At 36.0% G+C, this 21,674-nt stretch carries 21 protein-coding genes and 1 riboswitch; of the genes, 11 read left to right on the forward strand and 10 right to left on the reverse strand.

Annotated features, from left to right (window positions below):
- Positions 1-10: 10 nt before the first annotated feature.
- The gene (dusB, locus tag LK994_RS05940; protein WP_229761977.1) at positions 11-1,051 is read right to left on the reverse strand and encodes a tRNA dihydrouridine synthase DusB; all 1,041 of its coding nucleotides are present in this window, start codon (positions 1,049-1,051) and stop codon (positions 11-13) included.
- 53 nt (positions 1,052-1,104) lie between these two features.
- Between dusB and LK994_RS05945 the strand changes: the two genes are divergently transcribed.
- The 4 genes from LK994_RS05945 to LK994_RS05960 all read left to right on the forward strand — a co-directional run bounded on the left by LK994_RS05945 (position 1,105) and on the right by LK994_RS05960 (position 3,770).
- Positions 1,105-2,082, forward strand: a complete 978-nt coding sequence (locus LK994_RS05945) for a CPBP family intramembrane glutamic endopeptidase (protein WP_229761978.1) — start codon at positions 1,105-1,107, stop codon at positions 2,080-2,082.
- A gap of 13 nt (positions 2,083-2,095) precedes the next feature.
- Entirely contained in the window at positions 2,096-2,794 is a 699-nt protein-coding gene (locus LK994_RS05950) for a phosphatidate cytidylyltransferase (protein ID WP_229761979.1), read from the forward strand.
- 83 nt (positions 2,795-2,877) lie between these two features.
- On the forward strand, positions 2,878-3,534 hold the full coding sequence (locus LK994_RS05955) for a phosphatidylserine decarboxylase family protein (RefSeq protein ID WP_229761980.1): 657 nt from the start codon (positions 2,878-2,880) through the stop codon (positions 3,532-3,534).
- Between the two features lie 80 nt (positions 3,535-3,614).
- Positions 3,615-3,770: a hypothetical protein gene (locus tag LK994_RS05960; RefSeq protein ID WP_229761981.1), complete on the forward strand. Its 156-nt coding sequence runs from the start codon at positions 3,615-3,617 to the stop codon at positions 3,768-3,770.
- Positions 3,771-3,820: 50 nt separating this feature from the next.
- Here the strand turns inward: LK994_RS05960 and LK994_RS05965 are convergent, their stop codons facing one another.
- Positions 3,821-4,519, reverse strand: coding sequence for a YjjG family noncanonical pyrimidine nucleotidase (locus tag LK994_RS05965; protein ID WP_229761982.1), 699 nt, complete (start codon positions 4,517-4,519; stop codon positions 3,821-3,823).
- 92 nt (positions 4,520-4,611) lie between these two features.
- On the opposite strand from LK994_RS05965, the gene LK994_RS05970 reads away from it, so the two are divergent.
- Entirely contained in the window at positions 4,612-5,313 is a 702-nt protein-coding gene (locus tag LK994_RS05970; RefSeq protein ID WP_229761983.1) for an SDR family oxidoreductase, read from the forward strand.
- Between the two features lie 9 nt (positions 5,314-5,322).
- Here the strand turns inward: LK994_RS05970 and LK994_RS05975 are convergent, their stop codons facing one another.
- Genes LK994_RS05975 through LK994_RS05995 form a run of 5 tightly spaced genes read right to left on the reverse strand, consistent with a single transcriptional unit; the run spans position 5,323 to position 9,083 of the window.
- On the reverse strand, positions 5,323-6,030 hold the full coding sequence (locus LK994_RS05975; RefSeq protein ID WP_229761984.1) for a response regulator transcription factor: 708 nt from the start codon (positions 6,028-6,030) through the stop codon (positions 5,323-5,325).
- Complete coding sequence (locus LK994_RS05980) at positions 6,030-7,016, reverse strand: sensor histidine kinase (protein WP_229761985.1); 987 nt, start codon at positions 7,014-7,016, stop codon at positions 6,030-6,032. The genes LK994_RS05975 and LK994_RS05980 overlap by 1 nt, the downstream gene beginning before the upstream one ends.
- Positions 7,017-7,048: 32 nt before the next feature.
- On the reverse strand, positions 7,049-7,528 hold the full coding sequence (locus LK994_RS05985) for a gliding motility lipoprotein GldH (RefSeq protein ID WP_229761986.1): 480 nt from the start codon (positions 7,526-7,528) through the stop codon (positions 7,049-7,051).
- Between the two features lie 31 nt (positions 7,529-7,559).
- Complete coding sequence (locus tag LK994_RS05990; RefSeq protein WP_229761987.1) at positions 7,560-8,435, reverse strand: YicC/YloC family endoribonuclease; 876 nt, start codon at positions 8,433-8,435, stop codon at positions 7,560-7,562.
- Positions 8,436-8,486: 51 nt separating this feature from the next.
- Positions 8,487-9,083 (reverse strand): pseudouridine synthase, encoded by a 597-nt coding sequence (locus LK994_RS05995; protein WP_229761988.1) that lies wholly within the window; start codon positions 9,081-9,083, stop codon positions 8,487-8,489.
- Positions 9,084-9,628: 545 nt separating this feature from the next.
- Here LK994_RS05995 and LK994_RS06000 point away from each other — a divergent pair.
- Complete coding sequence (locus LK994_RS06000; protein ID WP_229761989.1) at positions 9,629-10,573, forward strand: UDP-3-O-(3-hydroxymyristoyl)glucosamine N-acyltransferase; 945 nt, start codon at positions 9,629-9,631, stop codon at positions 10,571-10,573.
- A gap of 65 nt (positions 10,574-10,638) precedes the next feature.
- On the opposite strand, the gene LK994_RS06005 is transcribed toward LK994_RS06000, so the two are convergent.
- From LK994_RS06005 to LK994_RS06015, 3 genes are all read right to left on the reverse strand, one after another.
- Positions 10,639-11,733: a carboxypeptidase-like regulatory domain-containing protein gene (locus LK994_RS06005; RefSeq protein WP_229761990.1), complete on the reverse strand. Its 1,095-nt coding sequence runs from the start codon at positions 11,731-11,733 to the stop codon at positions 10,639-10,641.
- A gap of 75 nt (positions 11,734-11,808) precedes the next feature.
- Positions 11,809-12,795, reverse strand: a complete 987-nt coding sequence (locus tag LK994_RS06010) for an NAD-dependent epimerase/dehydratase family protein (RefSeq protein ID WP_229761991.1) — start codon at positions 12,793-12,795, stop codon at positions 11,809-11,811.
- Positions 12,796-12,887: 92 nt separating this feature from the next.
- Positions 12,888-14,246 carry a tail fiber domain-containing protein gene (locus LK994_RS06015; protein ID WP_229761992.1) on the reverse strand — a complete coding sequence of 453 codons (1,359 nt, stop codon included), beginning with the start codon at positions 14,244-14,246 and terminating at the stop codon, positions 12,888-12,890.
- Between the two features lie 383 nt (positions 14,247-14,629).
- Here LK994_RS06015 and LK994_RS06020 point away from each other — a divergent pair, with 383 nt between their 5' ends.
- The 5 genes from LK994_RS06020 to LK994_RS06040 all read left to right on the forward strand — a co-directional run bounded on the left by LK994_RS06020 (position 14,630) and on the right by LK994_RS06040 (position 21,617).
- On the forward strand, positions 14,630-14,890 hold the full coding sequence (locus LK994_RS06020; RefSeq protein ID WP_229761993.1) for a hypothetical protein: 261 nt from the start codon (positions 14,630-14,632) through the stop codon (positions 14,888-14,890).
- Between the two features lie 204 nt (positions 14,891-15,094).
- The gene (locus tag LK994_RS06025; RefSeq protein ID WP_229761994.1) at positions 15,095-17,428 is read left to right on the forward strand and encodes a TonB-dependent receptor; all 2,334 of its coding nucleotides are present in this window, start codon (positions 15,095-15,097) and stop codon (positions 17,426-17,428) included.
- A gap of 71 nt (positions 17,429-17,499) precedes the next feature.
- The gene (locus LK994_RS06030; RefSeq protein WP_229761995.1) at positions 17,500-19,092 is read left to right on the forward strand and encodes a PepSY domain-containing protein; all 1,593 of its coding nucleotides are present in this window, start codon (positions 17,500-17,502) and stop codon (positions 19,090-19,092) included.
- Between the two features lie 50 nt (positions 19,093-19,142).
- Positions 19,143-19,339, forward strand: a riboswitch (cobalamin riboswitch).
- 107 nt (positions 19,340-19,446) lie between these two features.
- Entirely contained in the window at positions 19,447-21,315 is a 1,869-nt protein-coding gene (locus tag LK994_RS06035) for a TonB-dependent receptor plug domain-containing protein (protein WP_229761996.1), read from the forward strand.
- Between the two features lie 71 nt (positions 21,316-21,386).
- A complete protein-coding gene (locus LK994_RS06040; protein WP_229761997.1) occupies positions 21,387-21,617 on the forward strand; it encodes a cysteine-rich CWC family protein in 231 nt (76 codons plus the stop codon).
- The last annotated feature ends 57 nt before the right edge of the window (positions 21,618-21,674 follow it).

The following is a 21,674-nucleotide window of genomic DNA, read 5'->3' on the forward strand; positions in this document are numbered from 1 at the left end:
AAATGTCCGATTAATTAATCGGACATTTTTCATGATAATTTATCAATTCAATCGGCGTTTTTTCAAATTCATATCCGGCATATTTCGTTACGATTTCATCTAACACTGCATCAATTTCCTCAACAGTTTTTAACGTAACTAATTGCATGCGGTAATCTTTAATGCCTGGTAATCCTTTTAAGTAATTTGTATAATGACGACGCATTTCAAAAATGCCAACTACAGGTCCTTTCCATTCATAAGATTTGTGCAGATGTTTTTTACAAACTTCCACTCTGTCTTCAATACTTGGAGAAGGCAATATTTCTCCGGTTTTGATATAATGTTTGATCTCATCAAATATCCATGGGTAACCAATGGCAGCTCTGCCGATCATAACACCATCCACTCCATATTTATTTTTATACTCGACAGCTTTTTGAGGACTATCAATGTCTCCGTTTCCAAAAATGGGTATTTTGATACGAGGATTGTTTTTTACTTTTCCTATCAATGTCCAATCGGCTTCCCCCTTATACATTTGAGCACGAGTACGGCCATGTATAGCTAATGCCTTAATGCCAACATCCTGTAATCTTTCAGCTACTTCTTCAATATTTAAATTGTTGTCATCCCAACCCAAACGGGTTTTAACAGTAACAGGTAAAGAAGTTGATTTTACAACAGCAGCGGTTAAACGTACCATTAAATCAACATCTTTTAATACGCCGGCACCGGCACCTTTTAATGCCACTTTTTTTACAGGACAGCCAAAGTTTATATCTAACAGATCTGGGTTAGTTACATCAACAATCTTTGCAGCAAGTGCTAAACTCTCTTCATCACCACCAAATATTTGGATACCAACCGGTTTCTCGTAATCGAAAATGTCTAATTTTTTTCTGCTTTTAATAGCATCTCTTATCAATCCCTCGCTGCTGATGAATTCGGTATACATCAGATCGGCCCCCTTGTCCTTGCACACGGCACGGAAAGGAGGGTCGCTCACGTCTTCCATTGGGGCAAGAAGTAAAGGAAAATCAGACAATTGTATGTTACCTATTGTTGGCATTTGTAATTTGTAAGTTAAAATGAGTGTAAATTTACGCCTAAATAATTTTATACATGCAATACAAGAGCATAAAAGGTTATACCGGAGCCGCTCAATTAGGTATTTTATTGGCTTTTGTGGGGGCTGGTTTGCTGTTGGCGGGGGCTGTTCAAACGTATTTTGGGTATAGAGCTATAGGCACTAGTTCAGTGCCGTTTTCGCAGTTGGGGGATGCCATGTTAAAGGCGCTCATGAAACCTGAAAATGCAGTTTATATGCAGTTGTCACAAATATTTGGCACTTTTTTTCTGATGTTTGTTCCGTCAGCAGGCTTTATCTTATTATGTCATAAAAAAATATCCTGGGCCGGTTTTACCAAGCATTTTAATTTATTTCAGATAGTACTGGCTTTCATAATCATTTTGTGCACCACCTTGTTTGCCAATCCGTTTGCTGATATGAGCAAAGCTGTGTTTGCCCATTTTCCTCATTGGGATATGCTGGCTAAAAATGCAGAAAAAATGTATAATGATGCCGTTGCGTCAATGAGCGGATTAAATACCTGGCCGCAATTTTTTGTAGGGATGTTTATTGTGGCATTTTTACCAGCCTTGTTCGAGGAATTATTTTTCAGAGGGACCATGCAGAATTTTTTTATGCGTTGGTGGAAAAATCCAGTGCTGGCGATTGTAGTGACCTCTATTGTATTTAGTTTTATTCACGCCTCCTATTATTTATTCATCAGTCGTTTTATATTGGGCTGTGCACTTGGAATGCTTTTCTATTACAGTAAAAATATATGGGTGAATACATTTGCTCATTTTATGAACAACCTGATGGCACTGTCGCAATTATTTTATCTGAATAGAACAAAAGGAGGTAAAGTAGACGTAAACAATATGGATACACCAATGCCGCTATGGAGTTTGTTGATCGCCTCAGTGATATTAGTGGCTTTATTTATTCTTTTTAAAAATATAAGTAAACACAATCGTGAAAAGATCGAATTAGCAGAAACTGAAACAAGCGCAGATAACGCAGTTATAGAGTAAGTACACAATTATTATGGCATTAAATATCGACACCCTAAAAACAAGATCACTGACCGCAGTAGTATTTGTAGCTGTAATGCTGGCAGGCCTACTATGGAATTTCTGGAGTTTTTTAGTTTTATTCAGCATCATTCATATCGGGTGCTGGTATGAATTTATAAAATTGCACGAATTAATCACAAATAAAAAAAATAGCATATATCTGTATTTAGGCATAGTTTATATTTCATTACCTATCATTTTGATGATGTTGTTGGGAATGCAATGGAAATCAACCGTTAGCACAGAAGCTTCGCAATCAAATTATACTTATCTATTTCCTTGTGCTATTATATTTTCTATCTGGATCAATGATACCATGGCATATATTGTAGGTTCATTGATCGGGAAAACACCATTTTCAAAAATATCACCTAAAAAAACGTGGGAAGGAACAATTGGTGGAGTGCTCTTATGTGTTGTAGTGATAGCCTTACTCGGTTTTTATATTCCTGTTGCTAAAATTATCTCTGTGCAACATTGGATCGCTATAGCAGCTATTTGTGCTATTTTTGGTACTGCCGGCGATTTGCTTGAAAGTAAATTAAAACGCATGGCTAATGTGAAAGACAGTGGCAGCATTATGCCGGGACACGGCGGTTTTTTAGATAGATTCGATTCGATGTTAGTAGCTACACCATTTGTTTGGCTATATGTGCAATTATTCATTTAGTTGCAACCACTAAGTAATAAAAGCGTCAATTCTCCCTTGCCACATGCCTCTGGTGGCTTATATTTGCTGTTCAATTTTTTGATATGACGATTCACAGAGAAGGATATAAAAGTATTGCCATCGGCACGTTGATTTTTGGTGCTATCAATCTTATTTATTTTTATTTTTTTAGTGCAAGCTGCCAATGGTTAGGTTGGGTGATATTTTTCGCTACACTTTTCCTGCTGCTGTTTCTTGTTTCATTCTTTAGAATCCCGAATCGAGCATTGACCATTAAAGATGGTGTTGTGGTAGCACCTGCAGATGGCAAAGTGGTTGTAATAGAGGAAGCTTTTGATGAGGAATATTTTAAGACAAAACGATTGCAGGTATCTATTTTTATGAGTCCTGCAAATGTGCATGTAAACAGGAACCCTATTAGTGGAGATGTGATCTATAATCAATATCATAAAGGAAAATATTTGGTGGCATGGCATCCAAAATCATCTACAGAAAACGAAAGACACTCTGTGGTGATCAAAAAAGATAATACAGAGGTATTAGTAAAACAGATAGCAGGAGCTTTGGCGAAAAGAATTGTAAACTATTTGCAGGTAGGTCAAAAAGTGAGTCAAACAGAAGAAATGGGCTTTATTAAATTTGGCAGCAGGGTAGATATGCTATTACCGGTTGGGACAAAAGTGAATGTAGAGCTGAATCAAGTGGTACAAGGAGGGGTGACCATTATCGCTACTTTATAGGCTTATCCGAAGAATTTTAACAGTCATAACTTGGCTGCTACTCGTTTAGCTGTTATTTTTATACACTTAAAAAATACAATATGAAGAAAATGTTTTTATTAGCCACTGCTGCTTTATTGGTTACAGGTGTAACATTTGCCAATGATGGGGGCAGAAAGAAAAAATGTGGTAAAGGAAAAAAATGTGCAAGCCATTCAAAAAGATGTTGTAAAAAATCTGCTACAGCAGCAATGTAATTTTACAGCAGAAACTTATTTGGTCTTCCTGATTTCAGGAAGGCTTTTTATTAAAAAATATTTTCCAGTTCTTTTAAGTTAGTAATTGTATACGTTGGCTGCAGGTCTGTTACTGCGTTGATATGATTAACAAAAACAGTATCCATCCCGGCATTCATTCCTCCCTGGATATCTGCTTCCAGGTTGTCTCCCAGCATAATACTTTCGTGTAGAGCAGCTCCGGCTTTGTTCATTGCGTACTCAAATATTTCTTTCTTAGGCTTCAGGCTATTACTAGCCTCAGAGGTGATCACATGTGTAAAATAATTTTCTAATCCACTGTTATTTAATTTACTCCACTGTGTTTTTTCAAAGCCATTGGTAATTAAATGAAGGTTGTATTTTTTCGCAGATAAATAATCCAACACCTCCTTCGTATGTGGGAATAGATTTTTTTTAGCCGGCAATAATTCTAAAAATTTTTCAGACAGGTCTCTCGACAACGTTTCGTCTCCGATCTTAAATTCCAGTAAAGTACGCCACATACGTTTCCATTTAAGTTCTTCTGCTGTAATGAGTCCATTGTGATAACGGCTCCATAAGATCTCATTGTGATACAGGTAATGCTGATGAAAGCTGTCAAATTCGGTGATCCCCTTTTTATCCAACTCAAAAAAAGTATATACTTCGATCAGGGATTCCTTCGCATTAGTATTAAAATCCCATAAGGTATGATCGAGATCAAAAAAAAGATGTTTGTATTTATTCATTACTGATTGCAAATTACAGATTGTAGATTTGCAAAGAAAAGCGAAATTGTTAATATTCGGCTTTTAATACTAATTTCCAAAAAATCAATGTGATGAATATAATTGTAACAGGAGCATCGAAAGGTATGGGAAAGGCTATTGCTATTGCATTTGCTAAAGAAGGAGCTAATCTTTTTTTATGTGCCAGAAATGAGACAATCTTACAACAAACAGCCGCGGAGATCTCGACTCTGTATCCGTCAATTTTGGTTAAAATAAAATCGATCGATCTGTCAAAAAAAGAGGGAGCCCAGGCATTAGGAGAATGGGTGAATGGATTCAGGGTGCCTATCGATATCTTAGTGAATAATGCAGGACAGTTTTTACCCGGAAGTATTTATAATGAGCCTGAAGGGTTATTGGAAAAAATGATTGAAACAAATTTGTATAGTGCCTATCATCTTACGAGGAAAATTGTGCCACAGATGATCAAAAATAACAGTGGCCATATTTTCAATATTTGCTCTATCGCTTCTTTAAATGCTTATCCTAATGGCGGAGGTTATGGTGTCAGCAAATTTGCAATGATGGGCTTTAGTAAAAATTTGCGGGAAGAGTTGAAACCGTATAATATTAAAGTGACTGCTGTTTATCCGGGAGCTGTATTGACAGATTCGTGGGGAGATTTTGATAATTCTTCTAATCGAATCATGGAAGCAGAGGATATAGCAACAATGATCGTAGCGGCGTCAAAACTTTCTCCGCAGGCTGTTGTAGAAGATATTGTGTTGAGGCCACAGTTAGGTGACCTGTAATAATTGTGATCACACTTCGGTGTACTTGTAGCCGGTTCCTCTTACAGAATGAAAGAATGTAGGATTGCGGCTATCTTCTTCAAAATATTTTCTGAAGTTCAATATAAAGTTATCAATTGTTCTGGTAGTTGGGTATACATTATATCCCCAAACGGATTGCAATATCTTCTCTCTCGTCACCACTTCATTTTTATTTTCGATCAACAATTTCAGTAGCATCATCTCTTTTTTTGTAAGAGAAATTCTTTCGCCATCTTTAGTAACACATTCCTGTGCTTTAAAATCTATGAGGTTTTTACCGAATTGATATTGCAGATCTAATGGCTGCCTGGTAGCTATCCGCTGACTTTTTTGTACCAGTTTGTTTACCCTCAATAACAATTCTTCCAGGTTAAACGGCTTGGTAAGGTAATCGTCCGCACCTTTTTTTAAACCAAGCACTCTGTCAGCACTACTGTTTTTTGCACTAAGTATCAGGATAGGAATGTCATTGTTTTGTAAACGTACGCTTTCACAAACCGAAATACCGTCTAATTCTGGCAGCATCACATCTAGTATCATCAGGTCAAAATGCTCTTGTTGTATTGCTTTAAGTGCTTCTACGCCATCATATACGCCTGTTACTTCATAGTTCTCTAACTCAAGATTTAGCTTCAGCGCCTCTTGCAGGTTTTCTTCATCTTCTACGAGTAATATGGAAATTTTATCTTGAGACATTATGATGCGTTAGTGAAATTGATTACAAAAATACTACCTGCCGGGTTATTGTCTGCAACAGAAATAGTAGCATTATGCTGCTGTGCTATTTTTTTTGTGAGAAACAGCCCTAATCCGGTTCCTTTCGCTCCTTTGGTGGCTGTATTACCTATTCGGTAATACTTGTCAAATATTTTCTTCTTTTCATTGCCGGCAATCCCTCTTCCTTCATCTTTTACCGATAATGAGATAGTTGTTGGGGTTGATGTTAATGCAACTGTTACGGTAGATTCCTTTGAGGAATATTTAAGTGCATTATCTATCAGGTTGTTGATAGCCATTTGTAAAAGCAATCTATCGCCTTCTACAAACAGATCGGCATCAACAGCCTGTTGCAAACTTCTTTGAGGAAAGCGGATAGAAAAGTCGGTTATGCAATCAACTACCAGTTCGCTGAAATTTATTTCTTCCTTGGTAATGCTGTAACCGCCTGCTTCGATCTGAGAGGCCAGCAGCATATTGTTACATAGCGCATTCAGTCGGTTAGCTTCCTGGATGGTGTTTTGTATCAATCGTTGTTGTTGGGCATCTCCCAGCTTTCTTTTTTGAAGTGTTTCTAAGTTTAATTTAGTAACAGCTATAGGGGTTTTTAATTCATGTGTTATGGCCATCATGAAATTTTGCTGTTGTACGGCAGATTTAAATTGTTTGCGTACTGATCTGAAAATATAAAAAGCACCGCCTAAAATAAGTAAGAGAAAAATACTGCCTTCGCCGATATATTGAGCAGTCTTTCTTTTTTCTATATCTTTTATAGTATCTGTCAGGTCAGTATATCGAGGATCATCTTTATTGATCTCAGATATCTTATATGCTGCCATTTGATGGTTTTGATTGTTTAAGGCAATAAACCACCATACCAATGCGGCAATGATGTATACCAATAAGAACCAGTATACAATGAAGATAAAACGAAGACGTTTAGATTTATAAAAAGAAAATGGCATTCATTACAGTGTGAATGTTATTAAATACCCGGCTATTTTACTTTTTCTACCCTGATACCAATGCTTAAAATATTGAGCAGCGGGTTTTCTCTCATGATCTGTTGTATAGAAAATATATAATTTCCGGGTTTATTAAATTTAAAAGGTCCGTTGGTGATGGATTTTCTTAATTCCCAGATATCATCCATGCCTGTGCCATCCCAACCTTTTGCATCTGTGCCAAGCAAGAGATCAAAGCGTTGAAACCTCATGGTATCTTTAGATGACTGTGTGCCTATGTTCAACCAGATATTATTGTACCTGTAAGCGTCCCTATGGCGAATTACGACATATAAATTATATTCAGAGCCAGTGTCGGTAATATTGAAATTAAATGAAGGTTTGAAATTGTAGTTCCATTCATTTTTCGGAATAGCCACATTTTTCTCAAAAACATCCAGTTTAGTGCAGGATGGAGTTGCCAATAAAAAACAAACTACTGAAAAAAATAATGATCGGGACTTTACTATCATCTTGCAAAAATAATTATTGCTTATCTATTTATTACAAAACATTTAGTATCTGTTCTTTAGCTTTCTCCAACTCATCTTTCATGGTTACAACGCATTTTTGTATATCTGCATCATAAGCTTTGCTGCCGGTAGTATTTATTTCTCTTCCCATTTCCTGAATGATAAAAGATAATTTTTTGCCTTTAGATACTTCGTTGTTATTTAACAACTGCCTGAAATAGTCGCAATGTTGTTTAAGACGCACCTGCTCTTCATGTATATCAATTTTTTCGATATAGTAGATCAGTTCCTGTTCCAGGCGATTGTTATCATAATTTTCTTTGCCTACATGTGCTTCTAAAAGCGTTGCAATTTCTTCACGAATTCTTTTTATACGATTGGGTTCAAACTTAATGATAGACTCCTCCTGCTCATTGATATTATTGATGCGTTTTAGCAGATCTTTCTCCAAACTGGCTCCTTCCGCAAGCCTGTGCTCATCCAGTTCAGTTAGTGCAGCCAGCAATACGTTTTTAAATTCTTTAAAATCATTGTCATTTAAAATGTCATTGGTGGGGGTCACTACTTCAGGAAGTCTGAGCAGAGCACTTAATACCGAATTGGTATCGATCTTTAATTCAGCAGATAATTGTTCAATCTGATGGTAATATGCTTTGATAAGATCTGTATTGATGTTTACGGGTTTAGATGTTCCGTTTTGTTTTATGGTAACGATACATTCAACTGTTCCTCTAACCAACTGTTCCTGTAAAATATTTCTGATATCAAATTCATAGGGACGAAGTAGAGGCGGCAACCTTAGCTGCATTTCAAATTGTTTTCCGTTCAGAGATTTTACCTCTACCAGAAAGGTTTTATCATTTACTGTTTGCTCGGCTCTTCCAAAGCCCGTCATTGATTTTAACATTGAGATAATTCAGTTGGTTTACTAAAAATGCAAGTTATGGTAAAATAAACACTAATCGGGTAAGTCAAAAAGCATTTTGAATAATTCGTTTTTGGAGATTTCCTTCATTTCTCCGGGCATGAGGCCCTTAACGGTACATTTTTCTATACTGTGCCGGATCAGCCTTAAGGTAGGAAATCCAACTGCCGCTGTCATTTTACGCACCTGCCTGTTTTTGCCTTCTGTTAGGTTTATTTTTATCCAGCTGGTAGGTATGTTTTTTCTGAATCTGATGGGAGGGGTTCTTTCTGGTACAGCCGGTTCATTTGCACATATCGCAGCGGTGCATTTTTTTGTTGAATACCATTTGCCATCGATGGTAATAACGACACCGTTTTGTAAGTTAGCGATCGCTTCATTTGTAATAGCGCCATCTACCTGTACCCAATACTCCCGTTTATGCTTATACGCAGGGTTTAATAATCGATTGTTTAATTCTTTATCGTTGGTAAAAATCAATAATCCTTCGCTATCATAATCTAATCTTCCAACAGGATAAACATCTTTCGGTACTTTAAAATGATCCTTTAAAGTTTGCTTTCCTTCCTGAGCACTGAACTGGCATAATACATTGAAAGGTTTATAAACGATAAAATATCTATGCTGCATGTTGAAAATATAAAACGATAAAATTATTTAAAAAAGAAAGTTTTCTAGTTGAAATCAAACTGTATAAAAATAAGAAAGCCCGACATTTGATAGCCAGGCTTTGTTATATGGATGGGTTAGTAAGTACCAGGAAATAAATTTCCTTACACAATATTAAAAATAATTTTTTCTAATCAAAAAAATATTTAAACAAATTTTATTAACATTTTAATTTTGGCTGTGGATAAGGCTACAGTTTTTTTTATGTCATCGCAATATTTTATTACTCACTTTAAAAATGAAATGGCGAAGTAAATTTTTTGTTGTCCTCTGAAAGTATTGATAATACTGCCTTTCAACGAGGGTCATTTTTTTGTGATGATGCCTGCCGAAAAAAATATTATTGATATTTTGTTATTCCTATCGATGCTTTTTTATCAATTTCACATCCTAAAAAAAGTTGTATTTTTTTTGACATAAAGAGGGTTATTTGAGCAAAAACAGGCTAAAATTCTTTGTATTCACAATAAAGAGAAAGCACATTACCTTTGATGAAATTTTGACTTATGCAATTTCCCTCTCCTGTTTCTGTAAAATGGATAGCTGAATTTATCGGTGCAACAACTGTTGGCAATGAAAATTTATCAGCTACCGGAATCAATGAAATACATAAAGTGGAACCTGGTGATTTAGTTTTTGTCGATCATCCGAAATATTATAACAAGTGTATTAACAGCGACGCAACATTTATCATTATCAATAAAAAAGTGGATTGTCCTGATAATAAAGTTTTGTTAGTAGTAGAAAATCCATTTGACGCTTATTGTAAAATCGTAACTCATTTTCGTCCGTTTTTGCCTGCGAAAAAAATGATAAGTGATACATCAAAAATTGGTGAGGGGACTTTTGTATATCCAAATACTTTTATTGGCCATCATGTAACGATCGGAAAAAATTGTATCATTTATCCTAATGTAACCATCATGGATTTTTGTATTATCGGTGATAATGTAGTGATACAATCAGGTAGTGTTATCGGCAGCAATTCTTTCTATTACAATACTAAAAAAGACAGAGATATCTGGTACAAAAAAATGCCCGATTGTGGTCGGGTAATTTTGGGTGATTTTGTAGAGATCGGAGCCGGATGTACAATCGACAGAGGGGTTAGTCATGATACGGTAATAGGAGCCGGAACAAAGATCGATAACCTTATTCATATAGGGCATGATACCGTAGTTGGTAAGAATTGCCTGTTTGCGGCTCAGGTGGGTATTGCAGGTGCTACCACAGTAGGCAATGGGGTTACTTTATGGGGGCAGGTTGGGGTGAGTAAAACACTTACTATTGGGGATAATGCCGTTGTGTATGCCCAAAGTGGGGTTCCGGCCTCAATAGAAGGTAATGCTGTTTATTTTGGTAGCCCTGTTGAAAATGCAAAAGATAAAATGAAAGAATTGGTTTGGATAAAACGTATCCCTCAGCTTTGGGAAAAAGTAATGGGGAAATGATAGAACACAGATAACATAGATAAAACTGAATAACACTGATTTTATAAAGTATAATCAGCGTTCAATCAGGGTTTATAATCGTACGGTAACATGTCCGCCACCTTCTCCCAGGTCCAGTAGCCATTGATAGTAATGTTATCCTGGTCATAATAATATCCGTTTTGTTCTATTACAATTGAATGAGACGGATTGATTGATAAGATAGACAATTGAAATTTCTTCGGGGAATCGTCATTTTGAGCAATATACTCAGCAGCCGGCTCCTCCTTTTTATACAACACCGCCATATCAGGTTGGTTTGGTGAGAAATCTACAGTTTGAGTGCTGTCATCTTTGCTGTAATTAATAGCACCATAAAAATCCTTAAGCGTTATCGCATTTTCGATGTCATTATTTTTGGTTACAAACTGTATCTCAAATCCTTCCTTTTTTAAATTCTTACTATAAACACTTCTCATAAAATGAAGAATAGAGCCATTGTATGCATTCAGTCGGTTTTGTTTCCATAATTCCTGCTGAGCAATATCCGTAGGTTGCATTTCTTCAAACAAAGGGTATCCGGAGTAAGTAGCCGTTTGAGTGGCGTACTCATATGTAAAAGAATCGAGGGTGTATTTTATTTTGTAGCCTAATGCATTGTTTTGAATTTCTAAAGGGGTATTAGCTAATACTTTTAACCTGTTCTTTCTTTTACTGAAATAAAATTTCAAGCTGTCCTGATTCAGCAAAACACAGTTTTGACTAAATGGAGTGCTGCCGATAAAATTGTCTTTAAAAAAGTAACCATACTTTTCCCATCCATCTTTAACCTCGTTGCTCGAAACAATGGCTACCACTTCCATCGATTTTTCTTTTTGTTTCAGTTCAAGAAAAATATTTTTATTATCCGCATCTGTTGTAGATATCCTTTTTGTTTCTGTTTCATAACCGGTATAAGTAACAACAAGGTCGTATCCGCCATTAGGTAAGTATAAGGTGAAATTTCCTTCTGCATCTGTAGCAGTGCCAAATGTGGTGTTTTGTGCAAATACAGATGCCGCCTGCAATGGGGCCTTAGTTACTGCATCAGTAATTTTGCCACTGATAGTAAAATATGTTGATTGAGAGAATCCTTCAGCAAGAATTAATAAAAGGGAGAAAAGAGAAACTATTTTTTTCATGTATCGGAAATTATAGCGTCAAGATCGTATTTTTTTCTAAAAGAAATCGTTAATATTTGGAAGAGAATAGCCTTGCTATTTTTTTGAAAGTCCGTTGATAAAAGCGGCACAGGTATGTGCGATAGTGTCTTCAATTTTCCTGTAAGTAAAACCAGGTAATTGTTTTTTTAATTTACTATTATCAAAATTCACCTTTGCCATTGCGGCAACTGAGGTTTCTTTAGTTATTAATGGAGTTTTGCCTGTAAATATACTTTTGATGGCTTCCAAACGCCAAACAACTTTTGCTAAAAAGGGGGTTACTTTTTTATAAGGTGTTTTTTTTCCAAATGTTTTTGCAATAAGATCGAACAATTCTTTGAAGCTTTTATTTTCGGCATTAATAATAAATCTTTGTCCGCTAATATCGCTGTCCATTAATTGTATCATGGCTGCTGCCACATCTCTTACATCTACGAATCCTGTTGTACCATCGCTGTACCATGGAAATTCGTTGTAAATACTTTTGAACAGATGAGGGCTTCCTGCATTCCAATCTCCTGCACCTAAGATGATGGTGGGGTTTACTATAACTGCATCGAGACCTTCTCCTATGCCCCGCCAGACTTCCATTTCGCCGAGGTATTTACTTTGTCCGTAATGACTATTGTTGGTCTCTTCTGTCCAATTCATTGTTTCATCAATCGCTACATCTTCTCTCATTCTTCCCAATGAAGCTACACTGCTGACATGGACAATCTTTTTTATACCTGAATTAATAGCTGCGTTTACAATGTTGGCAGTGCCTTCTATATTAACTTTAAACAGCTCTCTTTTTAACCTGGGGTTAAATGTTACAATGGCAGCACAATGATATATCTGTTCAATATCTTTATTGGTTTGCAAAATATTTTCCAGTTCTGCAATATCCAAAATGCTGCATTTGATCTGGTGAAGATTGGCGGACTGAAAATCAGGTAATGGTGTCTTATTGTATATGGCAAATACTTTTTTGCCTTGCTCTAATAATTGTGCAATCAGTTCCCTGCCTACTAATCCCGATCCTCCGGTTACAAAAACCATTTACCTGTTTGATTAAAAATGAATAATGATCAAAAGTACAAAAGTGCTATCAATAAAAAAGCCTTCCAAATGGAAGGCTTTTTTATTGATAATTATCTTAGTTCTAACTTCAGCAATCTTTTTTCAAGTGCTTCAATTTTTTTATCCTGCGCTTCAATAGTTTTTTGTTGCTCCTGTACTGCTTCAATTAACGGAACTACAAATGTTGCATATCTCAAAGCGTATTTACCATCAGGTTTGGTTGGCGTAACTACACCACTAAAATTATATCCGATTTTTTTAGCGGCAGCTTCTACTTCCTGAGCGATCAAGCCATTGTAAGTTTTAGTTTCATTTTGAGAGATCTTTTGTTTGTATCCGTTAGAAGTGAATTTTTTCAACAACATATCATTATTAGCAATGTCTTTGCCATTTCTTGCCATTTTGTTTGCTCCTTTAATAGAACGAATTCTGCTGTCATTTAATTTAGTGAAATTGTAATGGTAATTTACCGGACGTAATTGCATGATGAAATTCAAACCACCATTTTCATTTTTGATATCTTTTTTAAATCTACCATCACTTAATACGCTCCAATCTACCGCACCGCCAATTTGTTCTACAAAATCATCACCAATTCTAACCATATTGCTAACATCAGCCAATGCTCCAGAACCTATAGCAGTAGAGTTTACTACATCCAAACTGTTCGTTGCATCATAACAATCAGCAAAAGAACCCAATGCTGTGTTGTAATAACCTTCCCCGAGATAACCAATAGAGGAACCCGCAAGGGCACCAACAGCAGTATTAAAATTACCTTGACCGGTAGGATCATCATTATTTACCAATGCCTGATAACCGATACCTACACTTCCGATATCGCCAGAAGCTAGCGCTAATGCATAAGATCCAATACCTATATTAGCAAAGCCTGTATCCCCATAATATATTGCATTTATACCAATACCAATATTGTCAGTCCCAACAGCTTCATTAGTAGAGATACCAGAACTATCACCGATGAAAAGATTTTCACGACTTATTTGTCCTACAACAACATTATTTGTCCTGATACGTAAAGGCACATTGGTTGTGGTGCCTATAAAATTTGTAGAAGGATTAGTGCCGGCGTTACCAGTAAGCCCCCAACCTGAAGAAGCAGCAGCAGTCAATAATCTTGACCAAACCGGAGAAGCGGGAGTACCGCTGTTAAAATAGTAACCAGCACCCAAAGTTGAGTTAGTATTATATACCAACAAACTGGTAGCTGGAGAAGCAATAGTAACAGCATCCGTAGAAGTAGTAAGATTAACTCTTGGGATAAGCAGCCCTTTATTGGTTGCAGTGATATCAAGTCCTGCACTGGTGTTGGGAGTTATTGTTCCAATACCAACATTTTGTGCCATTACAGTAATTGAAGAAAGCAGCAAACCAACTGCAGTGAAAGATGTGTAAAGTACTTTTTTCATTTGTTTAATTTTAATAATAAATTTTAGAAAACAGGGTTGGATAAGGTAAAAATCAACATTTGCGGATATGTAATTATCATAAACCCCAAGGTGTGTTTTAACGACTTATCGTCTAAGGTAAAAAAAAATGTCAAAAAAGCACACTTTTTTTATAAAAAAACTAATTTTTAAGGATGGCTTCCACAAATAATGTAAAGTAAGGAATACCAATAACTGATTACTATCAGTTGGTAACTAATCGTTTTGATATTACTTTTGCAACATTAATGAGAGTTTTTGGGGCATATATATTGGTTTTTGCATTACTTGCGCAAAATTGTAGCAGGTTTTTTATAGTGCTCGATTTTGAAATAAACAGAGATTATATCGCAAAAAATCTTTGTGTGAATAAGGCTAAACCCAAATCCTGTTGTAAAGGGAGATGTTATTTAAAGAAGAAATTAGATAAATCTGACAAAGAAGATACCCCTGCTAATAATTCAAATAATAAGGACAGAAATGAAGTGTTGTTTTTTGCAGAAATAAAAAACATCCACAATTACACTAGAACAACTACGATAAGTAAGCAAAAGTATTCTGTTCATCAAAATTCGGATATTCCTCAAAATATCGTTGGGTCAATTTTCCATCCGCCTCAGGTGTAGGCTTTCTTCTTTAGTATATCAATTTGATTTAATTATCAGGCAAGATGCCTTGCGATTCACTCAGGTGAATCATGTGGCAATATATGGCCGTGTCAATTATGCTATCTTTTTATAGCTAATATGACGGTGTGTATTTTCTTGCCATTACCATTGCTGTTATCATTCTTAGATTATAAATGATGATGGTGTAAGAAAAAAGATAAAATGAAAAACTCAATAGCAATAATAATATTCATGCACATAATGCTGATAACATCAGCGCAAACCTTTACGGGTAAAGTGTTTGATGGTATTACAAAAGAACCGATTGCAGGCGCTTCAATAAAAGGTAGCGTAATATCCAAACAGATCGTTTCATCAAATGACGGAACATTTAAAATAAATGAAACAATTAAAGAACTGGTGATCAGTATTTCAGCATTAGGATACCAATCTAAAGAAATACTGGTACGACCAGATCAGCATAATTTAATTGCATTGCTCCCTGTTAATAATAGTATGCAGGAAGTAGTAGTAACAGCCAATAGGGAGGCGTCTCTGCGGTCACAGGCGCCAATGGCAATTAGTAAGATCACACCTGCTGTGTTAGATGAAGCAAAGGCTACTGCTGTGTATGAAGTAGTGAATAAAGTGCCGGGTGTGTTGATGGTTAATTATAACAATGAGCAACATGCCATGGCCATACGCCAGCCGATGGGAACCTCTAATTATTATTTATATATGGAAGACGGGATTCCTGTAAGACCGATGGGTGTTTTCAATCACAATGCATTATTAGAAATAAATCAATTCACGATAAGTTCTATTGAAGTAGTGAAAGGGCCGGTGTCGAGTATATATGGTCCGGAGGCAGTAGGTGGAGCAATTAATTTTATTTCCCAAAGACCTACCTCTGTAGCCACAGCAAAAATTGGTGTTCAGTTTGATCAGTTTGGGTACAGACGATTGCAATTATCAGCCGGAAAAAAATTTGGGAAATTCGGAATATATGCAGGCGGTTTAATTAGTGATCAAACCAATAGCTGGATGGCAAGTTCTGATTATAATAAAAGCAGTTGGAATACAAGAATGGAGTATCACTTTTCTCCGAAAACAAGATTGATTGGTACATTTATGTATGCCAATTATTTTTCTAATACATCTGGAACTGTTGATAGTATTGCTTTTTACAATAGATTGTATGTTAGTACTACAGATTTTACCTACAGAAAATCTATGGCGAGCAGAAGCAGGATCACTTTAGAGCATGAATGGAATGATCATTCAAAAAGTTTTATAACTGTTTTTAACAGGATAAATAAACACGGGCAAAATCCGGCTTATGGAATTAAATGGACGTCGGGACAAACTACAGCAAAAGGAGAGATCAATTCAAATGATTTTAAAAGTTATGGAGTGATAGCACAACACTCACAACATTTTAGTTTTCTTAAATCAAATTTGTTGGTTGGCGGGATGTTTGATTTTTCTCCCAATCAATATTGGAGTTACCAGGTTGATCTGAATGCAATGATAAGGCCTGATGGAAAGTCAGTAGATAAATATACGATCAAACAGGAAAGGCCAGACATTCAATTGGCAGATTATGATGCAAATATCCGTAACGGTGCCGCATATGTCCAATATGATGCTACGGCATTAAAATATTTGCGTTTATCATTTGGGTTGCGCTATGATGTGATGTCTTTTTCATATGATAATTACCTGGATAAAACTTCAGGAAATAAAAAATATGAACAGCTTACTCCAAAAGCAGGACTTACCTATGACCTGGGAAATGGAAAAGGGGTGTATGCTAATTTCTCTCAGGGCTTTGCCCCACCAGCGCTGACATCAGTGTTTCGTAAAAAACCGAATTCAACCCCAGCCGAGTTTTATTACAATTTAACATCGGGGCAATTTAATAATTACGAAATAGGCGGATGGGCATCTTTATGGAAAAATAAGATATACGCAGACATTGCATTTTATCAAATGGATGGCAAAAATGAATTGTTAAATATTCGTCAGCCAGATAATTCATTTGACTACCAAAGTGCAGGCAAAACCTTACATCGTGGAGTTGAGTATGGGATCACTATAAAACCTGCAAAAGAATATTGTTTTCGTTTTAGCGGTACTACTGCTTTGCATCGATTCGAAAACTTTTTGGTAAGCACTAAAGTATCCGATCCTGTAAAAAAATTAGATGGCTATATAATGCCCACTTCTCCTAAAACTACTTTCAATACAGAACTGTCCTACTATCCTGCATGGTTGCCAAACTTTCGCAGTGCGATTGAGTGGCAACACCTGGATGGGTGGTATGAAAATCAGATCAATACAATTTGGCACAAAGGATATGATGTTTTTAATTTCAGGATAGGGTATAAGTGGAAAGGAATTGAATTGTATACAAACGTCCTGAATATTGCCGATGCATTGTATGCTACCAGTGCAACGAGAGGTAATAATGCAACCGACAGAACTTCTTTTACGCCTGCGGCTCCAAGAACTTTTGTAATGGGTATTCAATACAATTTTGTTGCAAAGAAATAAAACTGACAAGATGAGTGTAGACAACTATGTTACCCGCTCTTATCATTTATTCATCGGCATATAACATAAAAATGATTCGAAAAAATATTTACAAATGGCATAGAACAATTAGCCTGATCATTGCCATACCGGTTATACTTTGGGCGGCAAGTGGTTTTATGCATCCTGTAATGACCACTATCAGGCCTAAGGTTGGAACTCAGGAGTTATCACCTCAAACAATCGACACTACCAAGATAATTGTATTGCTTCAGGATGCGTTGTTAAAAAACAATATCGACAAGTTTAGTAATTTTCGAATTGTTCAACTGGCTGATAATTGGTTTTATCAAATACAGTTACCCGGGCAAAATGTGTTGCAATATATCAGTACACAAAATGGGAAGTTGTTGAAAAACGGCGATGAGTTGTATGCTCGTTTTTTGGCAAAACAATTTTTGGAAGGAGTAAAAAAAACTAACAGAAATATTTCAGTACCTGTAATATCGGGCCTGCATGATTGTTGTGTAAATGCTGCAACGGCAGTGTTGAATGATACAAGTGGAGCAAAGATCACCGAGGTAGAATTGGTTGAAAAATTTAATGAAGAGTACAAATACATCAATCGTTTTTTGCCTGCATATAAAGTGAGTTTTGAGAGAAAAGATGGGATCAGGATATATGTAGAGACACAACAGGATCGTTTTGCTTTTGCGATGGATAACAGACGGGCAGTTTTTGATACTTTCTTTTCCTGGTTCCATACATTAGGATGGTTAGATTTTTTAGGCAAAGGAAAATTAATGATTGAAATTGTATTGATGTCGATGGCTTTTCTTGCTACATTAATGGGCATTTATATTTTTTGCATTACCAAAACAAAAACGCCGAATGGCAATACTGTTGTAGCTGCCAGGAGAAATCACCGTTGGACTTCAATTGTCATTTCTTTGTTTACATTGATGTTTACAGGTAGCGGCGCATTTCATTTGTTCACGAAGTTTTCACCGGATACAAGAGCTCAATTCTTTACTCAAAATGTATTTACGCCTGTTGACGCTTTGTTGGATATTAAAAAAATATTTGCTGCGGCAGGGGCTCAAAAAAAGATTACTACTATTTCTATTGTAAAAATTAATGGCAAAAATTATTGGCAAGTATTTAGTCAATCAGAAGAGACGAATAAAAAAAATAATATACCCGGGGCTATGGACATGATGAAACGTAAAGTCGCTCCTGCACCATCTGCCATCTATATAAGTACAGATGATCATACTGTATTGAAAGATGGAGAAATGAAATATGCTAATTATTTAGCAACATTATTCAGTAAACATCGGCCGGATGAAATTGTGAAAACAACTGTTATCACAAAGTTTGAGGATGAATACGGTTTCGTTAATAAACGGTTGCCTGTATGGAGGGTGCATTATAACAGCAACAGTAAAGAGCGTTTTTATGTGGAAACAAGTACAGGTAAACTAGCAGCGCATGTAAATGACAAAGATTTGATTGAAGGATACAGTTTTGCTATGCTCCACAAACATCATTTTATGGATTGGGCGGGGAAAAGCGGTAGAGATATCAGTACTATGTTTTGGGCTTTGGCGCAAATTGCTGTAGTAGTGATAGGGTTAACACTATACTTTAAAATGAGGGCCCGAAAAACCAGGCAACAACAATAAATGTTGATGTAATCTTAATAATTATTTAAAAAAATCAATTTCAATCACATTACATTTGCAATGATTTTGGTCCCCGATATCATCGGGGTTAAAAGGGAAGTCGGTGCAAATCCGACGCTATCCCCGTAGCTGTAAACAACAACCCGAATAGGGTAACATTTCAATCTTCATAACCACTGTTGTAATAACGGGAAGGTGTTGAAAATGTGTTGTGAGCCAGAAGACCTGCCACTGTCACGTAACAATCATTCAAAGCTTTCGGGTGAAAGGCATGGAGTGTAAAAGCTGCAAAGCATTTATATTTCTTTCTTTTTTTATTTCTCGGAAGCAGTCACCAAAAAACATTTTTCAAAAATGAAAAAGAATTTTTTTATTGTGGCTGCTGTATTGATCAGTAGTCAGTTGTACGCACAAGACAGTACTAGAAGTTTAAATGAAGTAGTGATCACCGCTACAAAATCAACCATCAAACAATCTCAAACCGGTAAGGTCATTACTGTCATTGGCAGGAATGTATTAGATAGAAGTATGGGAAAAGACCTTGCTCAATTACTTACTGAGCAGGCAGGTATTGTAGTAAATGGAGCCACCAGTAATTCTGGAAAGGACAAGTCGTTGTATTTAAGAGGAGCACAAAATAACAACACCGTTATTTTGATCAATGGAATTCCTTTAGCAGATGCATCGGGTGTGACGGGTGCATTTGACCCAAGGCTTATTCCGATTGAACAAATTGAAAGAATAGAAATTGTAAAAGGAGCACAATCTACTTTATATGGTAGTAATGCTGTTGCCGGTGTGATCAATATCATTACTAAAAAAGGAGCTGATAAAGTAGCTAGAGTGTATGGAACTGTTGCAGCAGGAAGTTTCAATACTTTTAGTACAAATGTTGGTGTAAGCGGAACGATAGAAAATTCATCTTATGATATTGGTTTTATACACAGACAAACGGAGGGTATCTCAGAAGCAAAAGATACAGCAGGCGATAAAAATTTTGATAAAGATGGCTTCAATCAAAATGGCGTATACTTGAATTTTGACGCAGGTATAACTAAGAATTTTCATTTCAAACCTTACTTCCGTTATCAGTATTTTAATGGCGGTTATGATGAGGATGCGTTTACAGATGGAGCAAATACCTACATATCTTCGGTACTTTCTGTTGGTAGTATTTTTCAGGGAAATTTCAAAAAAGGAACAATAACAGCACAGTATGCACATGATGAAACATCCAGATTATACCAAAGCACGAATGGCAATAGTCCTTATGATGGAAGAACTCATACTGCAGAAGTGTATGCAACATATGAATTGTCAGATCATTTGGGAGCCCTTGCCGGATTCGATTACAGAATATTGCAATCATTAGATGATAAGGCTACGCCGAAACGACCAAAAATAAATATCGCAAGCCCTTATGTTTCTTTGTATATAAAAAATATTAGTGGATTTAATGTAGAACTTGGCGGACGTTATAATAAACATTCAAAATATGGAGATAATTTTTCTTATAGCATTAATCCATCTTATCTGATCAATGACAATATTAAAATATTTGCAAATGTGGCATCTGCATTCAGGGCTCCATCTTTAGGAGAATTATATGGACAGTACGGTAGTAATCCTGATCTGAAACCAGAGACATCACAAACCTACGAGGGAGGTGTTCAGGCATCGTTTAAAGATTTTGATGTAAGAGGAACTTATTTCTCAAGAAAAATAAAAAATGTAATTACTACGGATGCATTTTACAATTATGTAAATCTTAACAAGCAAGATGATCACGGCGTTGAAATAGAAGCCACCATTAAAGTGGACAAAAAAATACAGGCAAAACTATTCTATGCTTTTGTTGACGGTGAGGTAACAACTACAAAAGGCGGCAAGGACACTACTTATTTCAATCTTGTTAAAAGACCAAAGCATTCAATTGGCGCAACGATCACCTATCAAATTACACCAAGATTATTTGTAAGCACTAATATGTATAATTATGGTAAAAGAACTGATAACTATTTTGATATGATGACTTACACCAGTTCTGTAGTAGAACTTAAAAGTTATTTTTTATGGAATGCATATGCTTCATTTGATATCTTACCCAAAAAATTGAAACTATTTGTTGATGCAAAGAATTTGTTGAATAAAGATTACTACGAAGTATATGGCTATGCTTCTCAAGGGTTTAATATAACCGGAGGTATCAGCTTCAGATTTTAATAAAGTTTATATTTGATCATTATGACAGACTGGAGTAATACTTCGGTCTGTCTTTGGTTTAATTATTACTTATGTGTGTACACGAAAATAAAGTTTGTCCTAAGTGTAGTGCCGGCTTTGAATGTAAAGTTGGTACGATCAACTTATGCCAGTGCTCCACTATTTCTTTATCCGAAGCGGAGAGAGGTTATATTGAATCTTTATATACGGATTGTCTCTGCGCCAACTGTTTAAATAAACTTAAAGACAGTTACCACCAGTCTAAAAAATTACAAATTGCTCAGGTAAGATTGCATCGCTGAGATTTGTCCTATCTGCTGTAGCCCTTTGCAGTACTCGTTGAAACAAATATATATCTT

This window comes from Ferruginibacter lapsinanis, assembly GCF_020783315.1.
GTDB lineage: Bacteria > Bacteroidota > Bacteroidia > Chitinophagales > Chitinophagaceae > Ferruginibacter > Ferruginibacter lapsinanis.